Source organism: Pseudomonas zeae (assembly GCF_014268485.2).
Lineage (GTDB): Bacteria > Pseudomonadota > Gammaproteobacteria > Pseudomonadales > Pseudomonadaceae > Aquipseudomonas > Aquipseudomonas neuropathica.
Map to the genome: position 1 here is coordinate 4052847 of NZ_CP077090.1, position 24668 is coordinate 4077514.

Sequence of the window (24668 nt, forward strand, 5' to 3'; positions counted from 1 at the left end):
GACAGACCACGTTTTCAGAGAGCTATCTAAACGTGGTCTGCCCCCATTTATCCCCCTCCTTATTTAAGACTAATAGCGAATCCACTTTCCTGTAGAAATTAATTCCGGACTATCTGGATCAACCAAATAAAGCCACTCTGGATCATGCCCTACGGCTCCAACCAAAACACCTAGTGAATTTGGATGCTCAGGCATCGCACCTGAATGTATGGCGCCTATATAACTGCCTTCCCCATAAGGATTGTGCAACTGAAAACGCAATGCACCATCAACATTGTAGATCGCAGCGTTGTGAGGACACCCGAAGTACCAAGGTGCTTCAGAAGAATTAAACCTGGATGGCTCTTCATTAAAAACGACCAGCACTCCAGTCCTATCTGGCAATATATATGGGATGCCCGCTGCAGAAAACAAAACCTCCGAACCGGCATCAGAAACCATGTATTTTCTTATTTCTACAACCTTACTCACACGCACATACTTAACTTGCGCCATTTCAACTTCAAAATCAGTTCTACGCCCCTGCCAATCGTAAAAACTTTCAAAGATCGTTCCATCAGCATGCACCACCTCATTCCTTATACACGCAACAAGGTCAATCATTTCAACAACCTCAAACTATCAATATTAACATTATAAAGCTCAGGATTCGTGCGAGGGGTTTTATCCATAAAATTAACTTCATGTGCTCCGCCAGCATAAAAAGGGGACAGACCACGTTTTCGGAATGTTTTCTAAACGTGGTCTGTCCCCATTTATCTTTTCGATAGGCCTCAATTTTTATCGGGATGAAGGTTTTGTAGTGGTCAGCGGTGTAATACATTTCGCCGCCTTTCCCTACGACGATTCGCTGAGGTCCTGGCCCTGCAATACCGGGCGTAGGATGGACATATTCAGTGTAGTATCGCGTTTCGGTGAGCGTCCGGAATTTAGTGTTTGATAAATGAAAAACGCGCCGGTTGATTTGGGGCGTTTTTTGTTTTAGCCGGAGTCGCTCGAATTAAAAGTCAGTTCATGAGCGCTGACGACACTCCGCCACTGTCGAAGAGCTGCTTGAATATCTCCACGACAATCTCAAAATTTGAGCAGATGGCTGAACCAGCAACGGCGTCGCCTTGGATATGCATAATTCCGCCACGATTTTTATCGCCGCAAAATACTTTGACATCGTAGTCATCGCCATCATCAACGCCGAGCGTCAGTGCGTACTTGCCTGTCTCTGCGACAACCTGCAATGTCAAGAGTTCGAAGCCTGCTAATTCTTCAATATCCAGAGTTACACTCCCCAAATTTCGGCAGGACTCTTCAAGGTGCGCAACGACATCATTCCAAGATGGATCTCTTTGCGTGCCACCTTCACAGGTTCTGCCAAAACCGACCGTCCAAGAGAGAGAGCGCTTCACATTATTTCACCTCTTTTACTGATTTCATTCCAGGGCGCCAATAAAGCGTTTTACCTGTCGCAAGCTCTTTGATGGTAAGAGTAATAAAAAGGGGACAGACCTCGTTTTCGGAGTACTTTTTAAACGTGGTCTGTCCCCATTTATCTGCAGTTATCCAAGCTAATAACGAATCCACTTTCCAGTAGAAATCAACTGCGGACTATTCGGATCAACCAAATACAGCCATTCTGGCTCATGACCAACTGTGCCGATTAGAACTCCCAGCTTATCTGGATGATCGGGCATCGCTCCAGAGTGTATGGCACCGATATAACTATTTTTACCATACGGATTGCACAGCTGATGGCGCAATGACCCGTCAACATTATAAATTGCAGCATTATTAGGAAAACTGAAAAACCAAGGTGCATGAGAGACACCGAACCTAGAAGGCTCCTTTTCAAATATCACTAAGACTCCAGTCCTGTCAGGCAAAATATGTAGGGTTTCGAAGATCGGAATATCAACCTCTGCACCACTATCCAAAACCAACCTCTGCCGCAGGGCAACAACCTTATGCTTTTCTACATATAGAATATTCTGCTTTATTTCCTCAAGACTGCTACTTACTCCATCCCAGCGAACAAACTGGTCAGAAACGAACCCGTCATCAAACTCGCGCCTTGTAACAACCTCATAAACAAAATCCATCACTTGAGCAACCTCAGCGAGTCCATATCAACTTCATAAAGCTCTGGATTGGTTCGGGGCGGCTTATCCATAAAGTTCACTTGATGCCCACCACCTGGCAAGCGAGTACCATTTATTGCATCCCACATATTGCCCACATCCCCGTCCCGTACTCCTACCCCAGGCTTGATCGTCAATCTAATCTGATACAGCTTCCCACTTTTAAACTCTTCCGAGACTGCGAGTTTATTTCGAACATCTGCCACAGAGTTTATTGGTGTATCCGTGGCCCAAGCTCCTAGCACAGATGAGGGATTTCTTCCTTCGTCCATTTCTTTCTGCATCTTTATATACTGCGCTTCGTTAATGGTCATCGTCGTTATACGTGGTTCATTTACCACGCTATCCGTCACCATTGTCCCTTCCTTCCAAGCCGGACGCTGTGTTCCCCAGTATGGAGCATCTATTCCACCTGACTGTTCTTTCAGGAGCAAGTCATTCGCCGTTTTCTCACCATCAACACGCGGAAGACCATCACGATCCGTTACCTGTCCAGCGTTGATATTTTCCGCACGATGCACTTTCCCCGGGACAAAGTCACGCTGGGCAGACAACCCAAAACCTTCTGCATCGCGAGTCGCATTGAATTCAACTTTATCGACTGCCGAGGTGCTGCCTGGGAGACTCCCTCCCTTCTTGCCACCTGAAGTCAACAGAAGCTCCCCACTTCCCTCCAGGTATTTTCCGGCGCCCTTGAGCAGCAACATCTCCACTGCAGCTTTCGCAGCTTCCGTACCGTAATCACGAAGCGGGTTCACATCGCCCGGATAGGTTTCACTGCTGAAGGACGCGAGCACCCTGTCGCCCTGGGTGTATTCATATGGTGCAAACAGTCTTCCAGTAGCTTCCCAGCTCTCCAGAAAGGAGGCTGCACCCGCCGCTGCGGACATTCCAGGCAGGGCGCAACCAACAAGAGTCACGCAGGCCGGGCTTGTGATTATCGCGCCGCTGTAACCTGCAGCAGCGCCCGCGGCTCCTAATATCGCTCGGCCGGCGTTGCCTGTGCGTTGAGCACTTTCTTCATTGCGCAGCAGGCCGTCGTTGACCTGATCCCATTTCGAATACTCGTCAAAAGCTCCGGTAGCGAACAGCGCGCTTTGAGCATCCTTGAAGCCACTGCCATCGGCTTCCAGCTTTGTGAGCGCATCATAATTTTTTTGGTCATCAGGGTGAACCGAGGCACTGCAATGAACTATCGCGCAAGCTGCCGCCTTGAGTTGGTACGCTTTTTCGGGATTCTCTTCTTGCAGCTTTTCCAACGCCAAGACTTCTTTTTGATGAAGCTGGCGGTTGTACTCGTCAGCCATCAAAGCAACCCACGATGCCTTGTTGATGTCTGCGCCGGCCAAACCAGCGGCGGTCAAACCAACTATCTGGGAGAACGCCTGGCGTAAATTCGGCTGATCGTTAAATGTCGAGTTAAGCGCGCCTGCCATGGCTTGGCTTGCGCCGGCGGCAATTGCTCCGCTTTTGAAGTCACCACCGGTAATGCTGGAGACGGCGCCCCCCATCAACGCGTGCAGAGCGGTGCGAGCGGCACCACCTTCGGCCCATATGGACATGCCGACCGAGTCACCGGCATTTTTCGCTATTTGCCAGTTTTTCTGAGCGTAACCGCCTACAAAGTTGAACGCGGTAGCGGCAACGACATTTCCTGCCTGAAAGATCAGGCCCTCTTTCAGATTCTGGCTATAGCTACCACCGCCTATGACCGTTTTAATGCCGGCCGAGGCGACCCCCTGAGCGCTCGCATGGATGGCAAAACCACCGATACCTTCAAGCGTATTAAGGTTAAAGCCCTTGGTGAGGTTGTTGAACGGCACCGTTTGGCCGCCAAGGTATGGATCGATAAAGCCTTGAGTCAAGCCGGCGGTGGCTCCGGCAATCGCGGCATTTCTCAAACTTTCTTTGCTGAAGGTGTCTTTGACAACCGCCCCAATTTTCCCCTTGTTGCTGATTGCGCTATTAGCAGCCGTTGTTTCCAGGGACACAAACATGGTGTTGGCAATGCCGGCAAACAACGAGCCCTCGGCCGCTCCCACTAGAGCAGCACCTGCCCCTCCGGTGATCGCCGCTAAAAGAATGGCCAAAACCAGTTGTGCTCCTGCGCCAAGCCCAGAGTGTTCATATTTGAAGGTCTTGTGTATTTCCTCTACCTGATGCCAGTCGATGTCGCCTCGTGCTTGTGCCTGTTTCAACCAGGCAAGATTCGGATCGGCAGCGACCATTGCATCCACGGCCTGACTGACACTTTGTTCGTTTACCCTATTGATATCGATCTTCAGTCCATCAACCGCTTTGATGGTGATCGATCCGTTGGCAATCAGGGCACTCTGACGCAACGTTTCGTCAGTCCTGCCCTCCCCCTTCATGGAAGTCCACGCCAGGTTATCGCTGCTCTTTACATGACTCTCGTCATGCAGGTCCTTCACCCCTTCAAAGGTGATGGAGCCGCCGCTGTCGAGAACAATGTCCTTGCCGCTGTCGAGCTTCGCCACCTGATAGCGCTGGTCTCCCTCGCTAACCAGTGTGAGATTGCCCCCAGTCTTGATCTCGCTACCCACATGAGTAATCTGAGTAACCTCGTCGCGCTTCATTTTCTTGGCGCCGAAACCACCCTTCTCCTTCATGTCATACAGGGTGTAGTCCTTGTTCTGCGCGGCCAGCAGGCTCAGGTTGTTACCCGCATACACGTAGGCTTCATTGCCTGCGCTGATCTTGCTCGCAACAAGTGTGGTGTCGCGGCCGGAAGAGGTTTTCACGTCGCCGCCCGCGATGAACTCGGCGGCTTTCTGGACGGTGTGGTTATCTTCTTCGTGGACGCGTTTCTTGCCTTTTTTGCTATTGGTCTCGACGTTGTGTTCGTCACTCGCCGAAGCCATGTTCAAGTCTTGTTTCGCGTCGGCAAGCAGATCGCCTTTTGCCTCAGCGGTACTGGCGACGACGTTGATGTCACGACCGGCATCAAGCTTCAGGTTGCCGCCGCTCTTCACGCTGGACGCGAGATTTTCCACCGTTGTAGTAACGGTCGAGCGATGCCCGCCGTTCTCGATTTTGTGGATCTCGTTGACGTCCTGGACCGCCAGCAAATTGATGTCGCGAGTCGCGCTCAAGTTTGCATCGGCGCCGCTGGTGATCGTGCCGGAGTTGGTCAAGTCACGGCCGGACTTGATGCTCAGCGTATCGCGGGCGCTAACGCTGCCGCCGTCGTCAGTTGAAGTGAGCAACCCCTGCCCTGGGCTGTAAGTCACAGCGGTTCGGTCGTTGACGATGTCACCCTTGAGGGTGCTCAGGCTGACCTGATTACCGCGAATATCACCGGCCAGCGCATTGCGGATGCTGTCGGTGGCCATCACGCTCAGGCGTTCGTTGGCCTCGGCCAGGCCACCGTTATAAAGGCTGCCTTTAACGTCAGCCGAAAGGTTGTTGGTGGCACGCAAAGTGCCGACGTTGACCAGGTCGTTGCCGGTGATCATTTCCAGATCACGCCCCTGAATCAGGCTACCGCCTCGCACGTTACGGGATTCGGCCTGAGCCAGATAAAGCACTGGCACGAGTACTTTCTGACCGTCGACGACACGTTCTTCCATCCAGACGATGTCATGCGTCAGCGCCGCCACCTGCTCGGATGTCAGGGTGACTCCCACCGCCAGATTCAGCTCATTTTTACTGGCGAGCGCGTTATCCATCAGGTAACGGAATTGCTCGTAATCGTTGTTCAAGCCGCCGGCCAGAAAACGCTGGCCGGTCTGAGCCAACACGGCATCGCTGATCAAACGCGATTCGTAGCGCCCGTCGCCGAGGCGGCGTGCGGCTTCATCGGCGCTGAAATCGAGTTTGCCGAGCAGGTAGTCGGAACTCATGAATAGCGCGGTCTGGGTGAGCTCCGGGTTTGTTTCGATCAGATACCGACTTTGTGGATTCTGGCTCTGCACGAACATGCCGTACGGGCCTTTCGGAAGCCTGAAAGTCGAAGACGCGGTGGGATCTACGGCAGCAAACGGCACCCCACGAAAATCAACCGGGACGAAGCTGATCTGCTTCACGCCTTCCGCATCCACCTTTTCGATGCGAGTGACGTCCTTGGCAACCTGAACGCTGGCGGCGCTGCTGCGCTTGCCCAGATTGATGTCGACGACACCCACACCGGTGGCTTTTTCGCTGTCCAGATTTCCGCTGAGTTGATCGTAGGTATTGTTGTAGAGCTTGCCGTTCTGGATGGAGTCGGTGACGTTAAGGCTTACCGTTCCTCCCGCCTGCAGGGTGGCTGGATACAGGGTGTTGCCATTGGGGGACCAGTCTATATGTACGGTGTCAGGGTGAGAGAAGCGACTGTCATTGGTAACAGCGACCAATTCATTGAAGCGTGCCTCATCGAAATTCCCCTGCTGCGTCTGCGCATTGAACGCCGGGACTTCGACGAACTCCATGCGATCCCACAAGCTATTGTCGATCCTGCCTGGCGTGCCGATCGTTTCTGTCGAAGTGCCAGAGCGCGATTCTGCGCCAAGGTTTAACAAGCGGTCGGCCGTTACCGTGAGATTGCCGTTGGCAGCCATCATGCTGTAGCGGTTTTCGACGCTGCCGGCATGAATCGACAGGTTTTTGCCAGCGACGAAGCGCGATGCAGTCGAGTCTTTGAGGACCACATCGTTATAGGTCCGATCAATGATGATCGTGCCTCTTTTCCAGCCATCGTGGCCACCGCAGTGCTGCCCGCAAATCCATTTGATGGAGCCGGAACTGCCGCCCTGCGACATTTCGAAAACCGACTTGGCGTTCTCCACCGACACCGCATTGATGTCGATATCGCCCTCGCCTTCAACCGTGCCCGACAGGTTGCTGAACGATGCCGCACGACCGCCACCGACCGCGTCGAACGACAGATTGCCACGGCTGTAAATATCGCCGTAATAGTTGTTCAGGCTGTTGCTGTGCAGCTTCATTGTGCCGCCGCTGAACAGCAGCGTATCGGCACTGTTGGAGATGCCGTTGGTAACGTTGAATTCGAGATTGCCCTGAGCACCCAAGGTGCCTTTGTTGTTGATCTGGGCAGCTGTCACCGTAAGATTCTGGTTGGCGATCAGACGGCCGAGGTTGTCCAGCGTGCCGCGCAGCGTCATGACGGTATCGCCGCCGCTGACCAGTCGACCGTCCTGCTGAATCACCTCGTTGGCGTTGATCGTGAGTTTCTGCTGCGCCGAAACTTTGCCGCTGTTGAACAGATTGCCGCCAAGGTTCAGCGTCAGATCACCATCGCTTGCCAATTGCCCGGCGTTGTTCAGGTTGGCGACATTCAGATTCAGTGTCGAAGCACTGGCGATCCGGTCGCCGGCGTTGAGCATCAGGTCCTGCGCGCTGGTGTAAGTCAGCCCGCCGTTGAGCTGCCAAGTGCCGACGCCATTGACCGCGCCGACATCCCACACGCCCTTGCCCAGACCGGTGAGGCTGCCCTGGCTGCCGGTCAGTTGGCTCAGATCCAGATCGAACAGACCCTGCGCCGCGTGGCGCAGGTTACCGCTGAGGTTATTCAGTTGCGCGCCGGACAGCACCAAATCCTGGCTGCCGATTTCGATCACACCGCTTTGATTGTTGAGGCTGCCGGTCAGTTTGATTTGACTGGAAGCGCCCCCAAGTGCGCGGACTTGGCCGCCATTGCTGTTATCCAGGCCGCTGGCAGTCAGCTTGAGACTGGTGGCCGATTCGATCAGGCCGCCCTGATTGAGAATCTGCCCGACGGCTTCGAGGCCCAGTTGATTGCCACTGATCTCGCCGCCGGTGTTGTCCAGGCTGGTGCCAGTGAAGATCAGCTGATCCTTGCCGAACAGTTTGCCGGCGCGGTTGGTCAGACGGGTTACGGTCAGCGTCAGGTCATCGATCAGGCTGGAAATCAGCCCGGCCTTACCGTTGACTGCGCTGTTGTCGAGGTCGGCACTGGTGATGTCCAGCGAGTCGGCTTGCAGGGTGCCGCCCTGGTTCTGCAGACTGCCGGTACCCAGCGCCAGTTCGGCGTGGCTGCCGTTGGCGAGGATGATGCCCTGCTGATTGAGCAGGGTCTTGCCGGTGATTTTCAGGCCATCGCTGCCGGCGATGATTTGCCCGCCTGCGTTGTTGTTGATTGCGCTGCTGGTGATGTCCAGACGCTTGCCTTGCAGGCTGCCGCCACGGTTGTCCAGCGAGGTCAGTTGATCGAGCAGCAGGCGCTGGTCGCCAGCATCGACGACACCGGTCACGTTGCTGAAGACACCAGCAATGTTGAGAACAACATCACCGCCGTTGCCGACGATACCGCCCTTGTCGTTGTTGCTCAGTTGCGTGGCGTGGATGTCGATGGTGTTGCCGAGCAGGACGCCGGCGCTGTTATCGACGACGTCGCTTTCGATGTGCAACTGGCCTGCGCTCTGAATACGGCCCTTGTGGTTGAGCAGTTGCGATTGGCCCGGCGCGGTTTGCTTGAGGATCAATCGCGCGCCATCGGCACCCGCCGCCAACAGGCCGCTGTCACTGTTATCGAGGCTGCCTGCTTGCAGCTTGAGACCGTCGGCGATCATGCGCCCGCCACGGTTGTCGACGTGGCCGTCCTTCGCCACCAGCAACAGTTGTTTCGCGGCAACCACACCGCCACGGTTGTCGACCGAACCGGCCTGAATCTCGACGTCCGCCTGACTGGATTGCAGCCGTCCCAAAGCGTTGTTCAGGTGCTGTTGGACGACCAGCGTGAGCTGGCCGGTTTCGGCGCTGATCGCGCCGTCGTTGTTGCCGGTGAGATTGCGCAGGTTGGCATCGACCACGCCACCCAGCAGTTTGCCGCTAGTGTTTTGCAGATCCTGCGCGGTCAGGTTCAGGCGCTCGGTGCCTTGAATCATGCCTTGGCTGTTGTCCAGGTCTGCGCTGGTGATCAAAGTGTCAGCGGAGGAAATCGTGCCTTGGGCGTTGTCGAGCGCGCCAACGCTGGTCACCTCAAGGGTCTTGCCGGTCAGGCTGGCGTTGCGGTTGTTGATGCTCTGCGCGGCCACCGTCAGGCGTTCCGACGCCTGCACTTTGCCATCGTGGTTATTCAGATCCTGCGTCAGCGTCAGTTCGGCTGTACCGTTTTCGGCACTGATGACACCTTTGTCGCTGTTATCGAGGCGCGCTGCGGTGACCTTGATCTGGTCAGCCGCCAGCGTACCGCCCTGATTGAGCAATTCGCCGCCAGACACTGCCAGTGTGGTTTTCGCCTGAAGCTTGCCTTTGCCGTTGTCCAGACGCTCACGGGCGACCACTTTGGCGTCGCTCTGGCTGGCGCCGATCAGGCCGCTGCTGTTGTCGAGTTGGCGGGCATCGATGTCCAGGCGCCCGGCAATGATTTTGCCGTCGGTGTTTTTCACATCTCGGGCATTGAGCTTGAGACTGCCACCAGCGATTTCAATACGCCCGTGACGGTTGTCCAGGCTGTCGACGACCAGGCTCGCCGCTTGCCCATCGGCAAAACGGATCAGGCCGTTGAGGTTGACGATGGCCGGAGCGCTCAAGGCCAGGTGGGTCTCACCGTAAATGCGTGAATTCAGCCCTTGGTTGACCAGGCGCGCAGCGTTGAGCGTGACGGTTTTTGCCTGAACGATGCAGTTCTGATTGTCGAACACGGTCGCAGCGGTGGCGTTCAGGGTGCGGCTGACCAAGACACTACCCGTGTTGCTCACGGCGGCGCTGTTGATCGACAGATCACCGGCGGCATTGCGGCTGTTATCGGCGTTGACCCCGGCTTCAATCACACCTTGGTTGGTCAGCTTGCTGCCGCTGCTCAGGCTGACGCTGTCGCGGGCGGCCAGGCTTTGGCGGTTGATCAGTTGTTCGGCGGTTTGCACGACCAACTGCGTACCGGCGTAAACCGGCCCCTGGGCATCGAGGCTTTTCGCTTTGACGGTGATGGCATTGCTGGCCGTGACCTTGGCAATGCTCAACTGGCCATTGGCGTCGATCTGGATGTCACCGGCGCTGGCCGCCAGATCACCCGCCAGCTTCACGCCGACGCCCTGCTCGGTCCCCACCAGTTTGATCGCCCCGGCATACATCCCGCCGAGCGCCGAAGAGTCGATGGCCAGCTGCGGTTTGGCGCTGCCATCATCGGCGCGCGCGGTGGCGTTGAGGGTATCGGCGTTGACGTCGTTGCGCCCGGTGGTGATGTTCAGGCGTTTGGCGTGAATCTGCGCGTTGATTTGCGCACTGCGGGTGATGATTTCGAAGCTGTCGACAGCGCTGGCATCCAGGCCTTGGCCATCGATGGAAACGCTGCCCTGATCAACCTGAAAGTGATCGAGCCGACCGTCGTCGAGTACCGGTCTACCAGTGGTCAACGTCACTCGTGGCGCATTGATGAACCCGCAACCGTTGCAGGTGATGCCGTAAGGGTTGGCGACGATCACTCGCGCCGATTGCCCCGCCACTTCGGTATAACCGCGCAGCTGACTCGGGCTGCCGCCGTTGACTTCGTTGAGGATGGTTTGTGCAGCCGCACCGCGCAGGTTCGGGTTACCGAGAATGATCCCGCCCAGTTGCGACTGCTCTGTGCGTGCCGTGACGTTGTTGAGGATTACGCCCTGCGCACCGACGTTGTAATCGTGGAACTGGTTATGCGACAGACCGCTGGCATTGGGCGTGGCGATGTTGATGATCGGCACACCGTTGCCGGCGCGATCCAGCGAGGTATTCGGGTTGGCCACCACAATACCGTCGGCCTGCGCCCATATCGGTTGCCAGAACATGACGTTCGCCAAGAGAAACGCCAGCCCGCGTTTCGGCATGCCCAGGAAAAGTTCGCGGTTTTTTACGGCAGCAGCAGGCTGGCTGGCCAGAGGAGCCAGTTGACGAATGTCCATTTCAGAATCTCGGGGCGGACGGTATTAGAGGAAAAAATCCAGGCGGAAGTAGATCGGTGCTTCACGCTCGGTCAGCGCATCCGGGCGTTCCAGGGAATGAGCAAACGTCACCCCGGCGGACAGGTATTTGCCACGGGCAAACAGGTCCAGCGAGTTGCTCGACATGCGCCCGTGCTGATCGCCGTTGTAGCGACCGTTCTGGATCACACCCTGGTCGTAACCCAGGCTAGTGCCGTATTCGGAGAACACCGGTTGCAGCCACTCGATGGTCACCGGACGCGTCCAGCGCAGATCGTTGCGCCAGTAACCACCGCTGTCGCCCGACAGCGACTGATCCTTGTAGCCACGGATCGACGACGAGCCACCAAGGCTGGTGCGTTGCGGGCTGAACAACACATCTTCACTGCGCTGGCCGGTCATCAGGCTGCTGAAGCTGAACGACTCGCCCCACAACTTGAACGGCTGCAGGTAGCTCAGGGTGGCGGTGTATTTGCGGTAGCGTGCATTAGGCTCGCCGGGGCCAGGATCGTGACTGCCCTGCGCGTCGAAGGCGCCAATGCCTTCTTGCATGCCGGCGTCAAAGTTGACGAAGGCACTGCCGACACGGCGACCGTGGTTGAAGCCGAACTGCGCTTCGCTGATGCGGTTGCTGCTCAGATTTAGTTTGCTGTCTTCGATGAAGTTGTTGGTGCGCAGATACGACAGACCCGCGCTGAGCGAGGTCTTGCTGACGGCGTCGCGGTGGATCACCCGCTCGGCGCGCAACTGATGGTTTTCGCTGTCGCCGGTCTGCTTGAAGTTGTAGAGGTTGGCGGCGATTTGCGAGCGGTATTCGCTCTGGCTGTAGGTGTAGCTGAAGGTCCACCAGCCCCACGGCAAGCTGTAGTTGAGCATGGCGTTACGCGAGGTGTGCTGATGATCGGTCATCGCATCGTGACCGCCGCGCAGGCTCAACTGATCAGCCAGACCGAGCGGGCTGTCCCAGTCAAACGTGGTGCCCCATTGCTGTTCGCCGGTGCTGCGCTGGCCGTCGTTGTTGCGCGACAGCCCGACTCGCCATGGCTTCTGTGGAGTGTTGGTGACCAGCACTGCACTGCCGCCGACGTTCTGGCCGGGCGCCAGCTCCATTTTTGCCTGATTCGATGGCAGGCGGTTGAGCTGATCGACCATTTGCTCGATCTCGCGCAGGTTGACCAGGTCACCGGTTTTGCCGGGAAAGGCCATGGCCAGTTCGCGCTCAGAGAGCTGGCTGTTATCCGCGCCCTTCATGCCTTCGAGCTTGCCTTCGACCACCAGCACTTGCAGGTGCCCGCTGGACAGATCCTGCTGCGGCAGGTAGGCGCGGCTGGTCACCAGGCCTTTCTCGATGTAGTGATCGGTGATGACCTTTAGCAGCTCGTTGAGCTGCGGCACACCGAGGCATTCGCCGATGTAGGGTTTGAGCAGGCGAGTCTTGTCGCGCTCGGAAAGGCTGTCGGCGCCCTTGAGCTCGATGTCTTTGATCGGGAAACAGCGAGTATCGGTGGGGGCTGCCGGTTGCGCAGGCCTGGCATCTTTGCCGGGCAGATCCTTGAGTTCTTCAAGGCGCCGCTGCTGCTCTTCGAGCAGGCGGTTCTGGCGATCACGGATGAGGTCGGTGTCGCCGGGTGTAGGGGCGGCAACGGCAATCTGGAGTGGAGACAGGCACAGCAACGCTACGCACAACCTCGCCACGAGGGCGGGTGAGGACATGTTCGATCCCTCGATACGAAAGTGACATCAAAATAGTGGCGCGATATTAGATGGCCATCATTTTGGCGTCAAACAATCGTTTCGACCTCTTGTCGGGTTTGTAACGAGGAATGTACAAATGGGATCGCAGTCCCGCGAGGCATACCCTGATTAAGCAGCGCCGCCTCTCAGTGTTCAACACCCAGCCGCGTCGCGACGTCTTCCGGAGCCAGCGACCGACCATCGGCCGAGATCAATTCCAGCTTGCGAATCGGCTGACGATCCTTTGCATCAACCATCACCGACCCTGTCTCACCCGGCGCATACATGAATTCACCGCCCCACTGCGACAGCGCGACGATCACGGTCTGCAAGGCTTTGCCGCGCTCAGTCAGCACGTATTCCTTATAAGCCCCGCCGTCGGCGGCTGGCAGCGCTTGCAAAATCCCCTGCTCCACCAGCCCCTTGAGGCGCGCGCTGAGCATGTTTTTGGCGATATCCAGACTCTTCTGGAAATCATTGAAACGCCGGATGCCATCCAGCGCATCACGAATGATCAGCAACGACCACCAGTCACCGATCAGGTCCAGCGTGCGGGCAACCGGGCAGGCATTGCCCTGCAAACTTTTGCGTTTCACGTAAATGTACTCCCTCGAATCAGTGGGCGGCTGTGCGGCTCAGGGTTGCATCATACAACTCTATCGTCGATCGACGGCTGAACTGCGCAAAACCAGCACCTGCATACAAGTAGCCGGATCGCTTTGCACTGATAGTGAATGTCGCCATTCCGGCACTACCGCGAACCCTGAAGCAAGGAGTTTCCATGAGCACCTTCACCACGCAAGACGGCACCGAGATCTATTTCAAGGACTGGGGCAGCGGTAAACCCGTGCTGTTCAGCCATGGCTGGCCGCTGGATGCCGACATGTGGGAATACCAGATGGAATACCTGAGCAGCCGTGGCTATCGCACCATCGCGTTCGATCGCCGTGGTTTCGGCCGTTCTGATCAGCCGTGGACCGGTTACGACTACGACACCTTCGCCGATGATATCGCGCAGTTGATCAATCATCTGGACCTGCGCGACGTAACGCTGGTGGGCTTCTCGATGGGCGGCGGCGATGTCAGCCGCTACATCGCCCGGCATGGCAGCGAGCGGGTTGCCGGTCTGGTGCTACTGGGTGCGGTAACTCCGCTGTTCGGCAAGAAGGCCGACTTCCCGCAAGGCGTCGACAGCTCGGTGTTCGACGGGATCAAGGCCGGCCTGCTGCAGGATCGCGCGCAGTTCATCGCCGATTTCGCCGCGCCGTTCTATGGCACCAATCAAGGTCAGAAAGTCTCCGACGGCGTGCTCACGCAAACGTTGAATATCGCTCTGATGGCCTCGCTCAAGGGCACCGTGGATTGCGTCACGGCGTTCTCGGAAACCGACTTCCGCCCGGACATGGCCAGGATCGATGTACCGACGCTGGTCATTCATGGCGACGGCGACCAGATCGTGCCGCTCGAAACCACTGGCAAACAGGCTGCGGCACAAATCAAAGGTGCCGAGCTGAAGGTGTACGCCGGGGCGCCGCACGGTTTTGCGGTGACGCATGCGCAGGCATTGAACGAGGACTTGCTGGCGTTCCTCAAGCGCTGAAAACTCAGCGCAGCAAAGTCCGTCAACATCCGTTTGACGGACTTTGTGCTCCCCTCAGTCTCAGCTAAGTTTCCCTCGCTACTGTCTCTCCTGCGCACCTTCAGCGCTGCTCAGGAGAGGCCCCCGCCCATGAATTCCGCGAAAGCCGGATGGCTCAACAAAGTACCCGAGGTCACCCTGGCCTTCTGGGTGATCAAGATTCTGTCGACGACCGTCGGTGAAACCGGTGCGGACTTTCTCGCCGTGGACGTCGGTTTCGGCGCCGGCCCGACCAGCCTCGGCATGGCGTTGCTGCTGGGCGGCGCGCTGTTCCTGCAAATGCGCAAAGTCACCTACACGCCGTGGATCTATTGGCTGACCGTGGTGCTGGTGAGCATCGTCGGCACGCAGATCACCGACATCATGACCGACATGCTCGATATCAGTCTGTACGTCAGCACCGCGGTGTTTTCAGTGCTGCTGGCGATCAATTTCGTGCTCTGGTATCGGGTCGAACACAGTCTGTCGATCCGTGAAATCAACACCCCGCGCCGGGAGCTTTTCTACTGGACCACGGTGCTCTGCACGTTCGCCCTCGGCACCGCCGCCGGTGACCTGGCCACCGAAGCACTGGGCCTGGGCTTCACCCTTGGCGCGGTGATTTTCGGCGCGTTGATTGCCGCCACCCTGATCGCCTGGCGCATGGGGGCCAATGTGGTGTTGACCTTCTGGGTCGCCTACATCCTGACCCGTCCGTTCGGCGCGTCTCTGGGCGATCTGCTGACCCAAGCGAAAACCTACGGCGGTCTCGGCATGGGCGCGGCCTGGACCAGTGCGATTTTTCTGACCGTCATCGTTCTGCTCGTGGCTGTCGCACAAATCAGCGTCGGCACCCGCAAATCCCTTACTCAGTAACCTTCAATATCTATTCGAGGAATCATCATGCGTCCCTTTCAAAATACCATTCGTCACATTGCCATCGTCACCTCGATCTTTCTGCTGGGCATCGCCGCCGGCTGCTCGAAACCGGCGGACAAACCGGCGGGCGGTGCCGCCACGACGTCAATGAGCGCGCCGACGCAATCAGGCTCGAAGCTCGGCGACCTGAGCGAGTTCCGCAGCATCGCCGCCGACGTCGCCGCCCTCGTCGATAAAAACGACCTGCCCGGCGCCAAGGCACGCATCAAGGATCTGGAATCGGCCTGGGACTCCGCCGAAGCCGGGATCAAGCCACGAGCAGCAAGCGACTGGCACGTGCTAGACAAAGCCATCGACCGAGCACTCGACGCCCTGCGTGCCAGCTCGCCGAAGCAGAGCGACTGCAAAGCGGCGATCGACGACGTGCTCAAGGCATTCGATTCGATGAAAGGTCAATCATGACCGTGCGCTGAGCCGGTGGCGGACAAACGCCGGCTCAGGTGCTTCAATACAGGCGCGACGGTCTCGACCGTGGCGCCTTTTTTTGCGGAGCAAGACATGCGGATATTGCTGGTCGAAGACGACCCGATGATTGGTGATGCGATACAGGGCGCACTGGACGATGCGAGCTACGCCACCGACTGGGTGAAAAACGGCGTCACCGCCCTCGCGGCGCTGGATACACAAGCCTACGACATGGTGCTGCTCGACCTCGGTCTGCCCGGCAAGGACGGCCTCGATGTGCTCGACAGCATTCGCGCGCGCAACAATCCTGTGCCGCTGTTGATCATCACCGCCCGCGATGGTCTTGATGACCGCCTGCGCGGACTGGATGGCGGCGCCGACGATTTCCTGCTCAAACCTTTTGCCATGGCCGAACTGCTCGCGCGCATGCGTGCGGTGTTACGGCGCAAGGGCGGCAGCGCACAGTCGGTGCTGGACAACGGTGTGGTGGCGCTGGACCTGCTATCCAAACAAGCGCGCACCGCCGAGGCGGACGAGGTGCAACTTTCCGCCCGTGAATTTGCCCTGCTGCAAGCCTTGCTGATCCGGCCGGGGGCGATTCTGTCGCGCAGCGAACTGGAGGATCGCATCTATGGCTGGGGCAATGAAGTCGAAAGCAACGCGGTGGAGTTTCTGATCCATGCGTTGCGGCGAAAACTCGGTAACCACGTGATCAAGAACGTCAGGGGAATGGGATGGATGGTTTCAAAAAGCGCCTGAACGATTCGGTTCAGCTGCGATTGTCGGTGACGCTGTCCGTTGCCATCCTGATTGTTGCGGTGCTGGCCGGGGTCTTTGCATTTTTCTCCGCGCTCGACGAAGCCCACGAAATGCAGGACGCGCACCTGCAGCAGGTGGCCATGCTGTTTGATCGCCAGCAGATGACCTTGCGCTATCCCGCTGCCGAGCCGTTGGCGGGTGACGATGAGGAATCACGCGTCATCATCCAGTACCTTGCCGACGGTCGCCTGGCGCACGGCAACGACGACAACGTCATTCCGCTGCCCTTTCCCGCCACCCTTGCCGATGGCTTGTCGACCGTGAACATTGCCGGTGAAGATTTCCGCGCGATGGTCAGAACCACCGCCCGTGGCGAGCGCATTGTCGTTGCTCAGGAAACCGGCATTCGTAACCGCGAGGCACGGGAAAGTGCCTGGCGAAGCCTGTTGCCGTTTTTGATTCTGTTTGCCGTATTGCTATTGGTCGTGGGCGATCTGGTGCGCAAGCTGTTCCGACCCATCGCCGTGCTCTCCGATGAGATCGACCAGCGTGACCAGCAAGCGCTGCACCCGATTGACGAACAACATCTGCCCAGCGAAATCCGCCCTTTCGTGGTAGCCATCAATCGCTTGCTGGGACGCGTCGCGACGTCGATGGAAAGCCAACGCCGCTTCGTCGCTGACGCCGCGCACGAGCTGCGTTCTCCGATGACCGCGTTGTCGTTGCAGGCCGAGCGTCTGGCGACCAGCGACATGCCGACGGCGGCTCGCCAGCGCTTGCTGCCACTGACTCAGGGCATTGAACGCAGCCGCCAACTGATCGATCAATTGCTGGCATTGGCGGCAGCGCAGTCGAGCGTGGAGCGGCCACAGACACGCATGTCGGTGCATGCAGTGTTTCGCCGAGTGCTTGAAGACTCAATGCCGTTGGCCGAGCGCAAAAACATCGACATCGGCGTAGAAAGTGTTGAAGACGTGCAGGTCTTGATCAATGAAATGGACCTGACGATGCTGATCCGCAATCTGCTCGACAATGCAATCCGCTATACCCCTGAGGGCGGCCAGATCGATTTGTCGGTGACGTGCACCGCAGACGCTGCGGTCGTGCAGATCAAGGACTCCGGACCAGGTATCAGCGCCGAAGAACAACAGCGTGTGTTCGATCCGTTTTATCGCAGTCTGGGCACCGAACAATCCGGCTCCGGGCTGGGTCTGTCCATCGTCAGGGCGATAGCCGAGCGCACTGGCGCTGAAATTCGTTTGAGTTTTACCGATGAAAGCAACCAGCGCGGGCTGTGCGTAACGGTCCACTTCAAATGCGCCTCGAAAACCATCACGTCGTTTTGACATTTTTTTCCCAATTCGCTTCGTAGGGTGCGTTATTCGACTAATCAGGAACCCGCTCATGACCTCTTCCACCCCTGACGAAATGGACGAAGACATCCTTACCCAAGCCGCCGATTGGTGCATGCGCTTGCACGACGATCATTGCCCGCCTGATGATCGCCAGCAATTTCAGGACTGGATTCAGCTCGATCCGCGCCACGCTTTCGAGTACGCAAAGATGCTTGAAATCTGGGATCTTGGCGGACAATTGCCGGAAGAACCCGGGACGGCGAAAAAGCTCCTGACCGGTGATGCATCGATGCACAAAGGCAGTCGCGAAATGTAGGGGCAGGTTTTGCCCCTTCTACTCCCCTTCATAGCGCTCAACCCACCGTATTCAAAGGCTTTCGCCCCTCTGCATCAGAATTTTATCTTCACATCCCAGCTTAATAATATTTTACCGATATCCCCCCTCTCCCTAGTCTGACCTCAAGCAAAACGGACAAGCCAACAGCGGCCCGAATCCCACTGCCTTGCTAGGAAGGATGTAGAGATGACCCCTGAAATAATAAAAACAGACACGCTGATCGTGGGTGCCGGCCAAGCGGGCGTGGCGATGAGCGAGCACCTGAGCAAACTCGGTGTGCCGCACCTCGTGCTGGAGCGCAATCGCATTGCCGAACGCTGGCGCACCGGGCGCTGGGACTCGCTGGTGGCCAACGGCCCGGCGTGGCACGATCGCTTTCCCGGCCTGGAATTCGATGACGTCGATCCCGACGGTTTCGCCCCGAAAGAACGTGTAGCTGACTACTTCGAAGCCTACGCAAAGAAATTCAATGCACCGGTCCGTACCGGCGTTGAGGTGAAAAGCGTGGTACGCAATGTCGGCCGCCCGGGTTTCACTGTCGAGACCTCCGAAGGCGTGATCGAAGCCAGTCGCGTCGTCGCCGCTACCGGACCATTTCAGAAACCGGTGATCCCGGCGATTGCCCCGCAAGACGAACGTCTGTTGCAGATCCACTCCGCAGATTATCGCAACCCGCAGCAACTGCCGGCAGGCGCAGTGCTGGTGGTCGGTGCCGGTTCTTCCGGCGTGCAGATCGCCGATGAGCTGCAACGTTCCGGCAAACAGGTTTACCTGTCGGTCGGCGCCCATGACCGCCCGCCTCGCGCTTATCGCAACCGCGATTTCTGCTGGTGGCTGGGCGTGCTCGGCGAGTGGGATCAAGCGGCGATGAAGCCGGGGCGCGAGCACGTGACCATCGCAGTCAGCGGCGCACATGGCGGTCGCACCATCGATTTCCGTGGTCTGGCCCATCGCGGCATGACTCTGGTCGGCGTTACCGAATCGTTCAATAACGGCGTGGTGACCTTTAAGCAGGACCTGGTCGGCAACCTCACTCGCGGCGACGAGAATTATCTGGCGCTGCTGGATGCCGCCGATGCCTACATCGAGCGCAACGGCCTCGATCTGCCGGAAGAACCGGAAGCGCGCGAAACCTATCCCGACCCTGAGTGCGTGAAAAATCCATTGGCCGATCTGGATCTGACCAAGGCTGGCGTCACCGCGATCATCTGGGCCACCGGGTTTGCCGTGGATTACTCGTGGCTGCAAGTCGCCGCGTTCGATGACAAAGGCAAGCCTGTGCATCAGCGCGGCGTGTCGAGTGAGCCGGGGGTGTATTTCCTCGGTTTGCCGTGGCAGTCGCGCCGGGGTTCGTCGTTTATCTGGGGCGTGTGGCACGACGCCAAACATGTCGCCGACCACATCGCCACCCAGCGCAAGTACCTCGACTACCGCGATGCCGAACAGCGCGAGGCCGAGTTGCACCAGAACAGCCACAGCAAAGCCGCCGACACCGTCGACGCTTGACAGCCCTTTACGCCCCGGCGCCGATTGCGCCGGGCATACCTTCTTCAGGAGCTTTCCATGAGCCAGCCCACCCACACTCGCATTCGCATGTTCAACACCAAAGACACCTACCCGAACCAGACGCTGGACAATGACCTGTGCCAGGCCGTGCGCGCCGGCAACACGGTGTATGTGCGCGGCCAGGTCGGCACAGATTTCGACGGCAATCTGGTCGGCCTTGGAGATCCGCGCGCGCAGGCTGAACAGGCCATGCGCAACGTCAAGCAATTGCTCGAAGAGGCTGGCAGCGACATGAGCCATATCGTCAAAACCACCACTTACCTGATCGATCCGCGTTATCGCGAGGCGGTGTATGGCGAAGTCGGCAAGTGGCTCAAGGGTGTGTTCCCAATTTCAACTGGGTTGGTGGTGTCGGCGTTGGGGCAGCCGCAGTGGTTGATGGAGATTGATGTGATTGCGGTGATTCCTGAGTAAGTCAGGAAACCGAGTTGTGGCCATCGCGAGCAGGCTCACTCCTACATTTGAAATGCGTTCCCCTGTAGGAGTGAGCCTGCTCGCGAAGAGGCCAGTCCAGACACACAAGGAGTTCATTAGATGACCTTTTCAATCACAGCCCGCTGCGCCGAAACCGGCCAGTTCGGTGTCGCCATCAGTTCCTCCAGCATCGCCGTCGGCGCCCGTTGCCCGTGGCTGCTGCCGGGTGTTGGCGCGGTGTCGAGCCAGAACATCACCCTGCCGTCTCTCGGCCCGGAAGTCCTTGCGCTGATGGAGCAAGGTCTAGCGCCGGACGATGCGCTGGACAAAGTCCTCACGCGCAACGGCTACAGCCAGTACCGGCAGATCACTGCGATCAACCATCTCGGCCAGACCGCGTATTTCAGCGGTGCGCAAACCCTCGGCGTGCACAATGCTGTCACCGGCGAGCAGTGCGTCGCCGCTGGCAACATGCTCGCCGGGCGTTCGGTGATCGAAGCCATGGTCAGCGCCTTCGAGGATGGCGAAGGGCAACTCGCTGATCGTCTGCTCAAGGCCCTGCACGCCGCGCAAGCCCTCGGTGGTGAAGCCGGCCCGGTGCATTCGGCCGCTGTCGTGGTGGTCGGTGAACAGACCTGGCCGATCGTCAATCTGCGCGTGGATTGGGCTGATGAAGACCCGATCGGCGAGTTGCAAAAACTCTGGAACGCTTACGAGCCGCAGCTTCAGGACTATATCGACCGCGCCCTCGATCCGGCCAAGGCACCGGGTTATGGCGTGGCCGGTGATGACCGATGAACAGCGTCGAGTTGCTCAAGACGTTGGTGGGTTTCGACACCACCAGCCGTGAATCCAACTTGCAGCTGATCGAATTCGTCCGCGATTACCTCGAAGGTTTCGACGTGCCGTGCGCACTGATCTACAACGATGAGCGCAGCAAAGCCAACCTGTTCGCCACGATCGGCCCGGTGGATCAACCGGGCATTGTGCTGTCCGGGCACACCGATGTGGTGCCGGTCGATGGCCAGCCGTGGACGCTGCCGCCGTTCGAACTGACCGAGCGCGACGGCAAAGTGTTCGGCCGTGGCACGGCGGACATGAAGGGCTACATCGCCTGTGTGCTCGCACTGGTGCCGTCACTGGTTAAAACGCCGCTGCGCATGCCGGTGCACATTGCTTTGTCCTATGACGAAGAAGTCGGCTGCCTCGGCGTGCGTTCGTTGCTCAAGGTTTTGCAGCAACGCCCAATCAAACCGTTGCTGTGCATCATCGGCGAACCGACCGAACTGAAACCGGTGCTCGGCCACAAGGGCAAACTGGCGATGCGCTGCGATGTGCAGGGCCATCCGTGCCATTCGGCCTATGCGCCGCTCGGGGTCAACGCGATTGAATACGCCGCCGAACTGATCGGCGAACTGGGTCGTCTCGGTCAGCAACTGAGAGCGCCGGAGCATCACGATGCGCGCTTCGACCCGCCCTACAGCACGGTGCAGACCGGTGTGATCAGCGGCGGCAAGGCCTTGAACATCGTGCCGGCCGATTGCCGTTTCGATTTCGAAATCCGCGCCCTGCCCTCGCAGGATCCGGCGCTCGTTGCCGAAGCGCTGCAAGCCTACGCCGAACGCGAAGTGCTGCCACGTATGCGCGCGGTCAGTGCGCAGAGTGATATTCGCTTCAGCGCCTTGTCGGCGTATCCGGGGCTGGCCACCGATGCGCAAAGCCAGGCCGCCGAGTTGATCTCTGCGTTCTGCGGTTCAACGGATTTCGGCACCGTGGCCTTCGGCACTGAAGGCGGGTTGTTTGATGCGGTGGGCATTCCCACGGTGGTCTGCGGTCCAGGCAGCATGGATCAGGGTCACAAGCCCGATGAGTTTGTCAGCCTCGATCAGTTGCAGGCGTGCAATGAAATGCTCCAGCGCATGCTGGCGTTTATCAGTCTTTGACAGGCGGCTTGGCGGCACTCACGAGTGCAGTCGGGCCAACTCTTCGCGGCAATGATCGACAAACAATTGCGCCGGTTTGGTCAGTTGCACACGACGCAGCCAGGCCGCCGACAATCCCGAACCGGTGACGTTTTCCGCCAGCGGCACGCACACGACTTGCTGGCCGTCGTAGGTGTAGTCGCTGAACGGTTTGGTCACCAGAATCGAAAAGCCGAAACCGTTGCCGACCATACCGCGCACCATCTCGATCGACGGTGAGCTGAAGACGATGTTCGGCGTCAGCCCGCGCTCTTCGAAGATGCTCACGAAATAGGTTCGGCTCGGCACCACGTCGAGCAGGATCATCGGTTCCAGCACCAGATCAGCCAGCGAGACCTTTGCCTGTTGCGCAAAGCGGTGGCTGGCCGGCAGCAACGCATAAGGCTGCTGCGGCGGCATCAGCGGCGTGGTTTCGATGGTGCTGTCCAGGTCGTGTTCAAACATCATCGCAACGTCGATGCTGCCGGCGGTGAGGGCCTGCACCAACTCTTGTTGTTCGCCATCACGAATGCGGATTTCCACCCCCGGCCAGCGCGACTTGAACCCGGCGATCAAACGCGGCAAGTACAGTGGTGCGACGGTTTCGAAACAGCCGATATCGATCTGCCCCGCGACCACGTCATTGTCAGCCAGCGCATTTTGTTCGAACTCGTGAGCCACCCGCAGCAGCTCCAGCGCCTTGCGATAAAAGCGCGAGCCACTCGGCGTCAGCGAGACGCCTTGGGCGTGGTGACGGATGAACAACTGCACGCCGAAGCTTTCTTCCAGATGTTTGATCGCGGTGGAGACCGACGGCTGCGCGATGTAGAGCTTGCGTGAGGCCTCGGCAACGCTGCCGCAGTCGGCGGCGGTGACGAAATATTTGAGTTGGCGCAGGTTGTAGGCAGCCATGTGAGTCTCCCGAAGAGCGCGAGTGTTCGCCCTGTTTCCCTGGCGCACGATCAAGCTTGAACATACCGGACGCAGGCGCCAGCCGAAGCATATTTTTTTTAAGGTCTGTAGCAACAAACTTACTAATTTATCTATCCCGACGCTTTGCACATGATCACTTCAACAAGAAATGCGCCGCCCGTGCCGGCGCTTGCCGAAGTACGTCCACGTACTCATCCTTGCCTTGGAGTTCGTCATGGCTACCCCAACAGCATCCTCCGCTCCGCTGATTGAAAAACACACGATAGGATACGTGCCCCCCGAAGATCGCCACGGAAAGGTCAGGGATCTGTTCACGCTCTGGTTCGGCGGCAATATCGCGCCGTTGCCCATCGTCACCGGTGCACTGGGCGTGCAGTTGTTTCACTTGAATCTGGTCTGGGGCATCGTCGCGATTCTCGTCGGCCATCTGGTCGGCGGCGTGTTGATGGCGCTGCACTCGGCGCAAGGCCCGCAGATGGGCATCCCGCAGATGATCCAGAGCCGTGCGCAGTTCGGCTCGCTCGGCGCGCTACTGGTGGTGTTGATTGCCGGCGTCATGTACATCGGCTTTTTCGCCTCCAACATCGTGCTGGCCGGCAAGTCGCTGCATGGCGTGGTCGACAGCGTTCCGGTGCCGGTCGGCATCGTCATCGGCGCAGTCGGTTCGGGGATCATCGGCATCATCGGCTACCGCTTTATCCACGTGCTCAACCGCATCGGCACGTGGGTGTTGGGGATCGGCATCGTTGTCGGCTTCGGCTACATCTTCACCCACATTCAAACCGATGATTTCCTCACTCGCGGCAGCTTCAACCTGTCCGGCTGGCTGGCCACTGTGTCGTTGGCGGCGTTGTGGCAGATCGCGTTTGCGCCCTACGTGTCCGATTATTCGCGTTACTTGCCGGCCGACGTCAAAGTCTCGTCGACGTTCTGGACCACGTATCTGGGTTCAGCGCTGGGCTCGAGTCTGGCGTTCATCTTCGGTGCCGTCGCAGTGCTGGCGACACCGGTGGGGATGGACACCATGGACGCGGTGAAACTCGCCACCGGCTCGATTGGCCCGCTGATGCTGGTGCTGTTTCTGCTCAGCGTGATCAGCCACAACGCCCTCAACCTCTACGGCGCGGTGCTGTCGCTGATCACTCTGGTGCAAACCTTCGCCTACCGCTGGATCCCCACCGCCAAGAGCCGCGCGGTGATCTCGATCATCGTGTTGCTGGCCTGCTGCTTTGCCGCCGTCGGCGCCTCGAAGGACTTTATTGGCCACTTCGTCGACATGGTGCTGGTGTTGTTGGTGGTGCTGGTGCCGTGGACGGCGATCAACCTGATCGACTTCTACGCGATCCACAAAGGTCAGTACGACATCCAGTCGATCTTCCAGGTCGACGGCGGCATCTACGGCCGCTACAACCCGCAAGCGCTGCTGGCCTACGCGATCGGCATCGCCGTGCAGATCCCGTTCATGAACACGCCGCTGTACGTCGGCCCGGTGTCGGCGCATATCAACGGCGCGGACCTGTCCTGGCTGGTGGGACTGCTGGTGACCTCGCCGCTGTATTTCTGGCTGGCGAATCGGGACACGTCCTACCGTCGGCGGATGATGGGCGGGAAACTGGCGAGCAGTCTGTGATTTTGACCT

General features: G+C 58.2%; 19 protein-coding genes. 11 read left to right on the forward strand and 8 right to left on the reverse strand.

The window, feature by feature from the left end; genetic code table 11:
- Positions 1 to 69: 69 nt before the first annotated feature.
- The 7 genes from HU754_RS17670 to HU754_RS17700 form a co-directional block, all read right to left on the reverse strand.
- A complete protein-coding gene (locus HU754_RS17670; protein WP_186625725.1) occupies positions 70 to 603 on the reverse strand; it encodes a hypothetical protein in 534 nt (177 codons plus the stop codon).
- 10 nt (positions 604 to 613) lie between these two features.
- Positions 614 to 964 (reverse strand): ribonuclease domain-containing protein, encoded by a 351-nt coding sequence (locus HU754_RS29710; protein ID WP_080750799.1) that lies wholly within the window; start codon positions 962 to 964, stop codon positions 614 to 616.
- A gap of 43 nt (positions 965 to 1007) precedes the next feature.
- A complete protein-coding gene (locus HU754_RS17680) occupies positions 1008 to 1403 on the reverse strand; it encodes a DUF6911 family protein (protein WP_152611238.1) in 396 nt (131 codons plus the stop codon).
- 159 nt (positions 1404 to 1562) lie between these two features.
- Positions 1563 to 2093, reverse strand: a complete 531-nt coding sequence (locus tag HU754_RS17685) for a hypothetical protein (RefSeq protein ID WP_186625723.1) — start codon at positions 2091 to 2093, stop codon at positions 1563 to 1565.
- Complete coding sequence (locus tag HU754_RS17690) at positions 2093 to 10990, reverse strand: two-partner secretion domain-containing protein (RefSeq protein ID WP_225919921.1); 8898 nt, start codon at positions 10988 to 10990, stop codon at positions 2093 to 2095. Before HU754_RS17690 ends, HU754_RS17685 begins: the two co-directional genes overlap by 1 nt.
- Positions 10991 to 11014: 24 nt before the next feature.
- Positions 11015 to 12721 carry a ShlB/FhaC/HecB family hemolysin secretion/activation protein gene (locus tag HU754_RS17695; protein ID WP_186623629.1) on the reverse strand — a complete coding sequence of 569 codons (1707 nt, stop codon included), beginning with the start codon at positions 12719 to 12721 and terminating at the stop codon, positions 11015 to 11017.
- 167 nt (positions 12722 to 12888) lie between these two features.
- Positions 12889 to 13338 (reverse strand): winged helix-turn-helix transcriptional regulator, encoded by a 450-nt coding sequence (locus tag HU754_RS17700; RefSeq protein ID WP_186623628.1) that lies wholly within the window; start codon positions 13336 to 13338, stop codon positions 12889 to 12891.
- A gap of 185 nt (positions 13339 to 13523) precedes the next feature.
- Here HU754_RS17700 and HU754_RS17705 point away from each other — a divergent pair, with 185 nt between their 5' ends.
- The 10 genes from HU754_RS17705 (at position 13524) to argE (ending at position 22078) form a co-directional block, all read left to right on the forward strand.
- Positions 13524 to 14342 (forward strand): alpha/beta fold hydrolase, encoded by an 819-nt coding sequence (locus HU754_RS17705; RefSeq protein ID WP_186623627.1) that lies wholly within the window; start codon positions 13524 to 13526, stop codon positions 14340 to 14342.
- 129 nt (positions 14343 to 14471) lie between these two features.
- Complete coding sequence (locus HU754_RS17710; RefSeq protein WP_016987064.1) at positions 14472 to 15236, forward strand: COG4705 family protein; 765 nt, start codon at positions 14472 to 14474, stop codon at positions 15234 to 15236.
- A 27-nt stretch (positions 15237 to 15263) separates the two neighbouring features.
- Positions 15264 to 15701 carry a hypothetical protein gene (locus HU754_RS17715; RefSeq protein ID WP_016987063.1) on the forward strand — a complete coding sequence of 146 codons (438 nt, stop codon included), beginning with the start codon at positions 15264 to 15266 and terminating at the stop codon, positions 15699 to 15701.
- A gap of 96 nt (positions 15702 to 15797) precedes the next feature.
- On the forward strand, positions 15798 to 16463 hold the full coding sequence (locus HU754_RS17720) for a response regulator (protein ID WP_186623626.1): 666 nt from the start codon (positions 15798 to 15800) through the stop codon (positions 16461 to 16463).
- Positions 16439 to 17809, forward strand: a complete 1371-nt coding sequence (locus tag HU754_RS17725) for an ATP-binding protein (protein WP_186623625.1) — start codon at positions 16439 to 16441, stop codon at positions 17807 to 17809. Before HU754_RS17720 ends, HU754_RS17725 begins: the two co-directional genes overlap by 25 nt.
- A gap of 58 nt (positions 17810 to 17867) precedes the next feature.
- Complete coding sequence (locus tag HU754_RS17730; RefSeq protein WP_186623624.1) at positions 17868 to 18134, forward strand: FecR/PupR family sigma factor regulator; 267 nt, start codon at positions 17868 to 17870, stop codon at positions 18132 to 18134.
- Positions 18135 to 18341: 207 nt separating this feature from the next.
- Positions 18342 to 19661 carry a flavin-containing monooxygenase gene (locus HU754_RS17735; RefSeq protein ID WP_186623622.1) on the forward strand — a complete coding sequence of 440 codons (1320 nt, stop codon included), beginning with the start codon at positions 18342 to 18344 and terminating at the stop codon, positions 19659 to 19661.
- 57 nt (positions 19662 to 19718) lie between these two features.
- The gene (locus HU754_RS17740; RefSeq protein WP_007910844.1) at positions 19719 to 20135 is read left to right on the forward strand and encodes a RidA family protein; all 417 of its coding nucleotides are present in this window, start codon (positions 19719 to 19721) and stop codon (positions 20133 to 20135) included.
- A gap of 120 nt (positions 20136 to 20255) precedes the next feature.
- Positions 20256 to 20933, forward strand: a complete 678-nt coding sequence (locus HU754_RS17745; protein WP_186623620.1) for a DUF1028 domain-containing protein — start codon at positions 20256 to 20258, stop codon at positions 20931 to 20933.
- Positions 20930 to 22078, forward strand: a complete 1149-nt coding sequence (gene argE / locus HU754_RS17750; protein WP_186623618.1) for an acetylornithine deacetylase — start codon at positions 20930 to 20932, stop codon at positions 22076 to 22078. Before HU754_RS17745 ends, argE begins: the two co-directional genes overlap by 4 nt.
- A gap of 18 nt (positions 22079 to 22096) precedes the next feature.
- On the opposite strand, the gene HU754_RS17755 is transcribed toward argE, so the two are convergent.
- The gene (locus tag HU754_RS17755; protein ID WP_186623616.1) at positions 22097 to 23008 is read right to left on the reverse strand and encodes a LysR family transcriptional regulator; all 912 of its coding nucleotides are present in this window, start codon (positions 23006 to 23008) and stop codon (positions 22097 to 22099) included.
- Positions 23009 to 23243: 235 nt separating this feature from the next.
- Between HU754_RS17755 and HU754_RS17760 the strand changes: the two genes are divergently transcribed.
- The gene (locus tag HU754_RS17760) at positions 23244 to 24659 is read left to right on the forward strand and encodes a purine-cytosine permease family protein (protein WP_186623615.1); all 1416 of its coding nucleotides are present in this window, start codon (positions 23244 to 23246) and stop codon (positions 24657 to 24659) included.
- Positions 24660 to 24668: the final 9 nt, after the last annotated feature.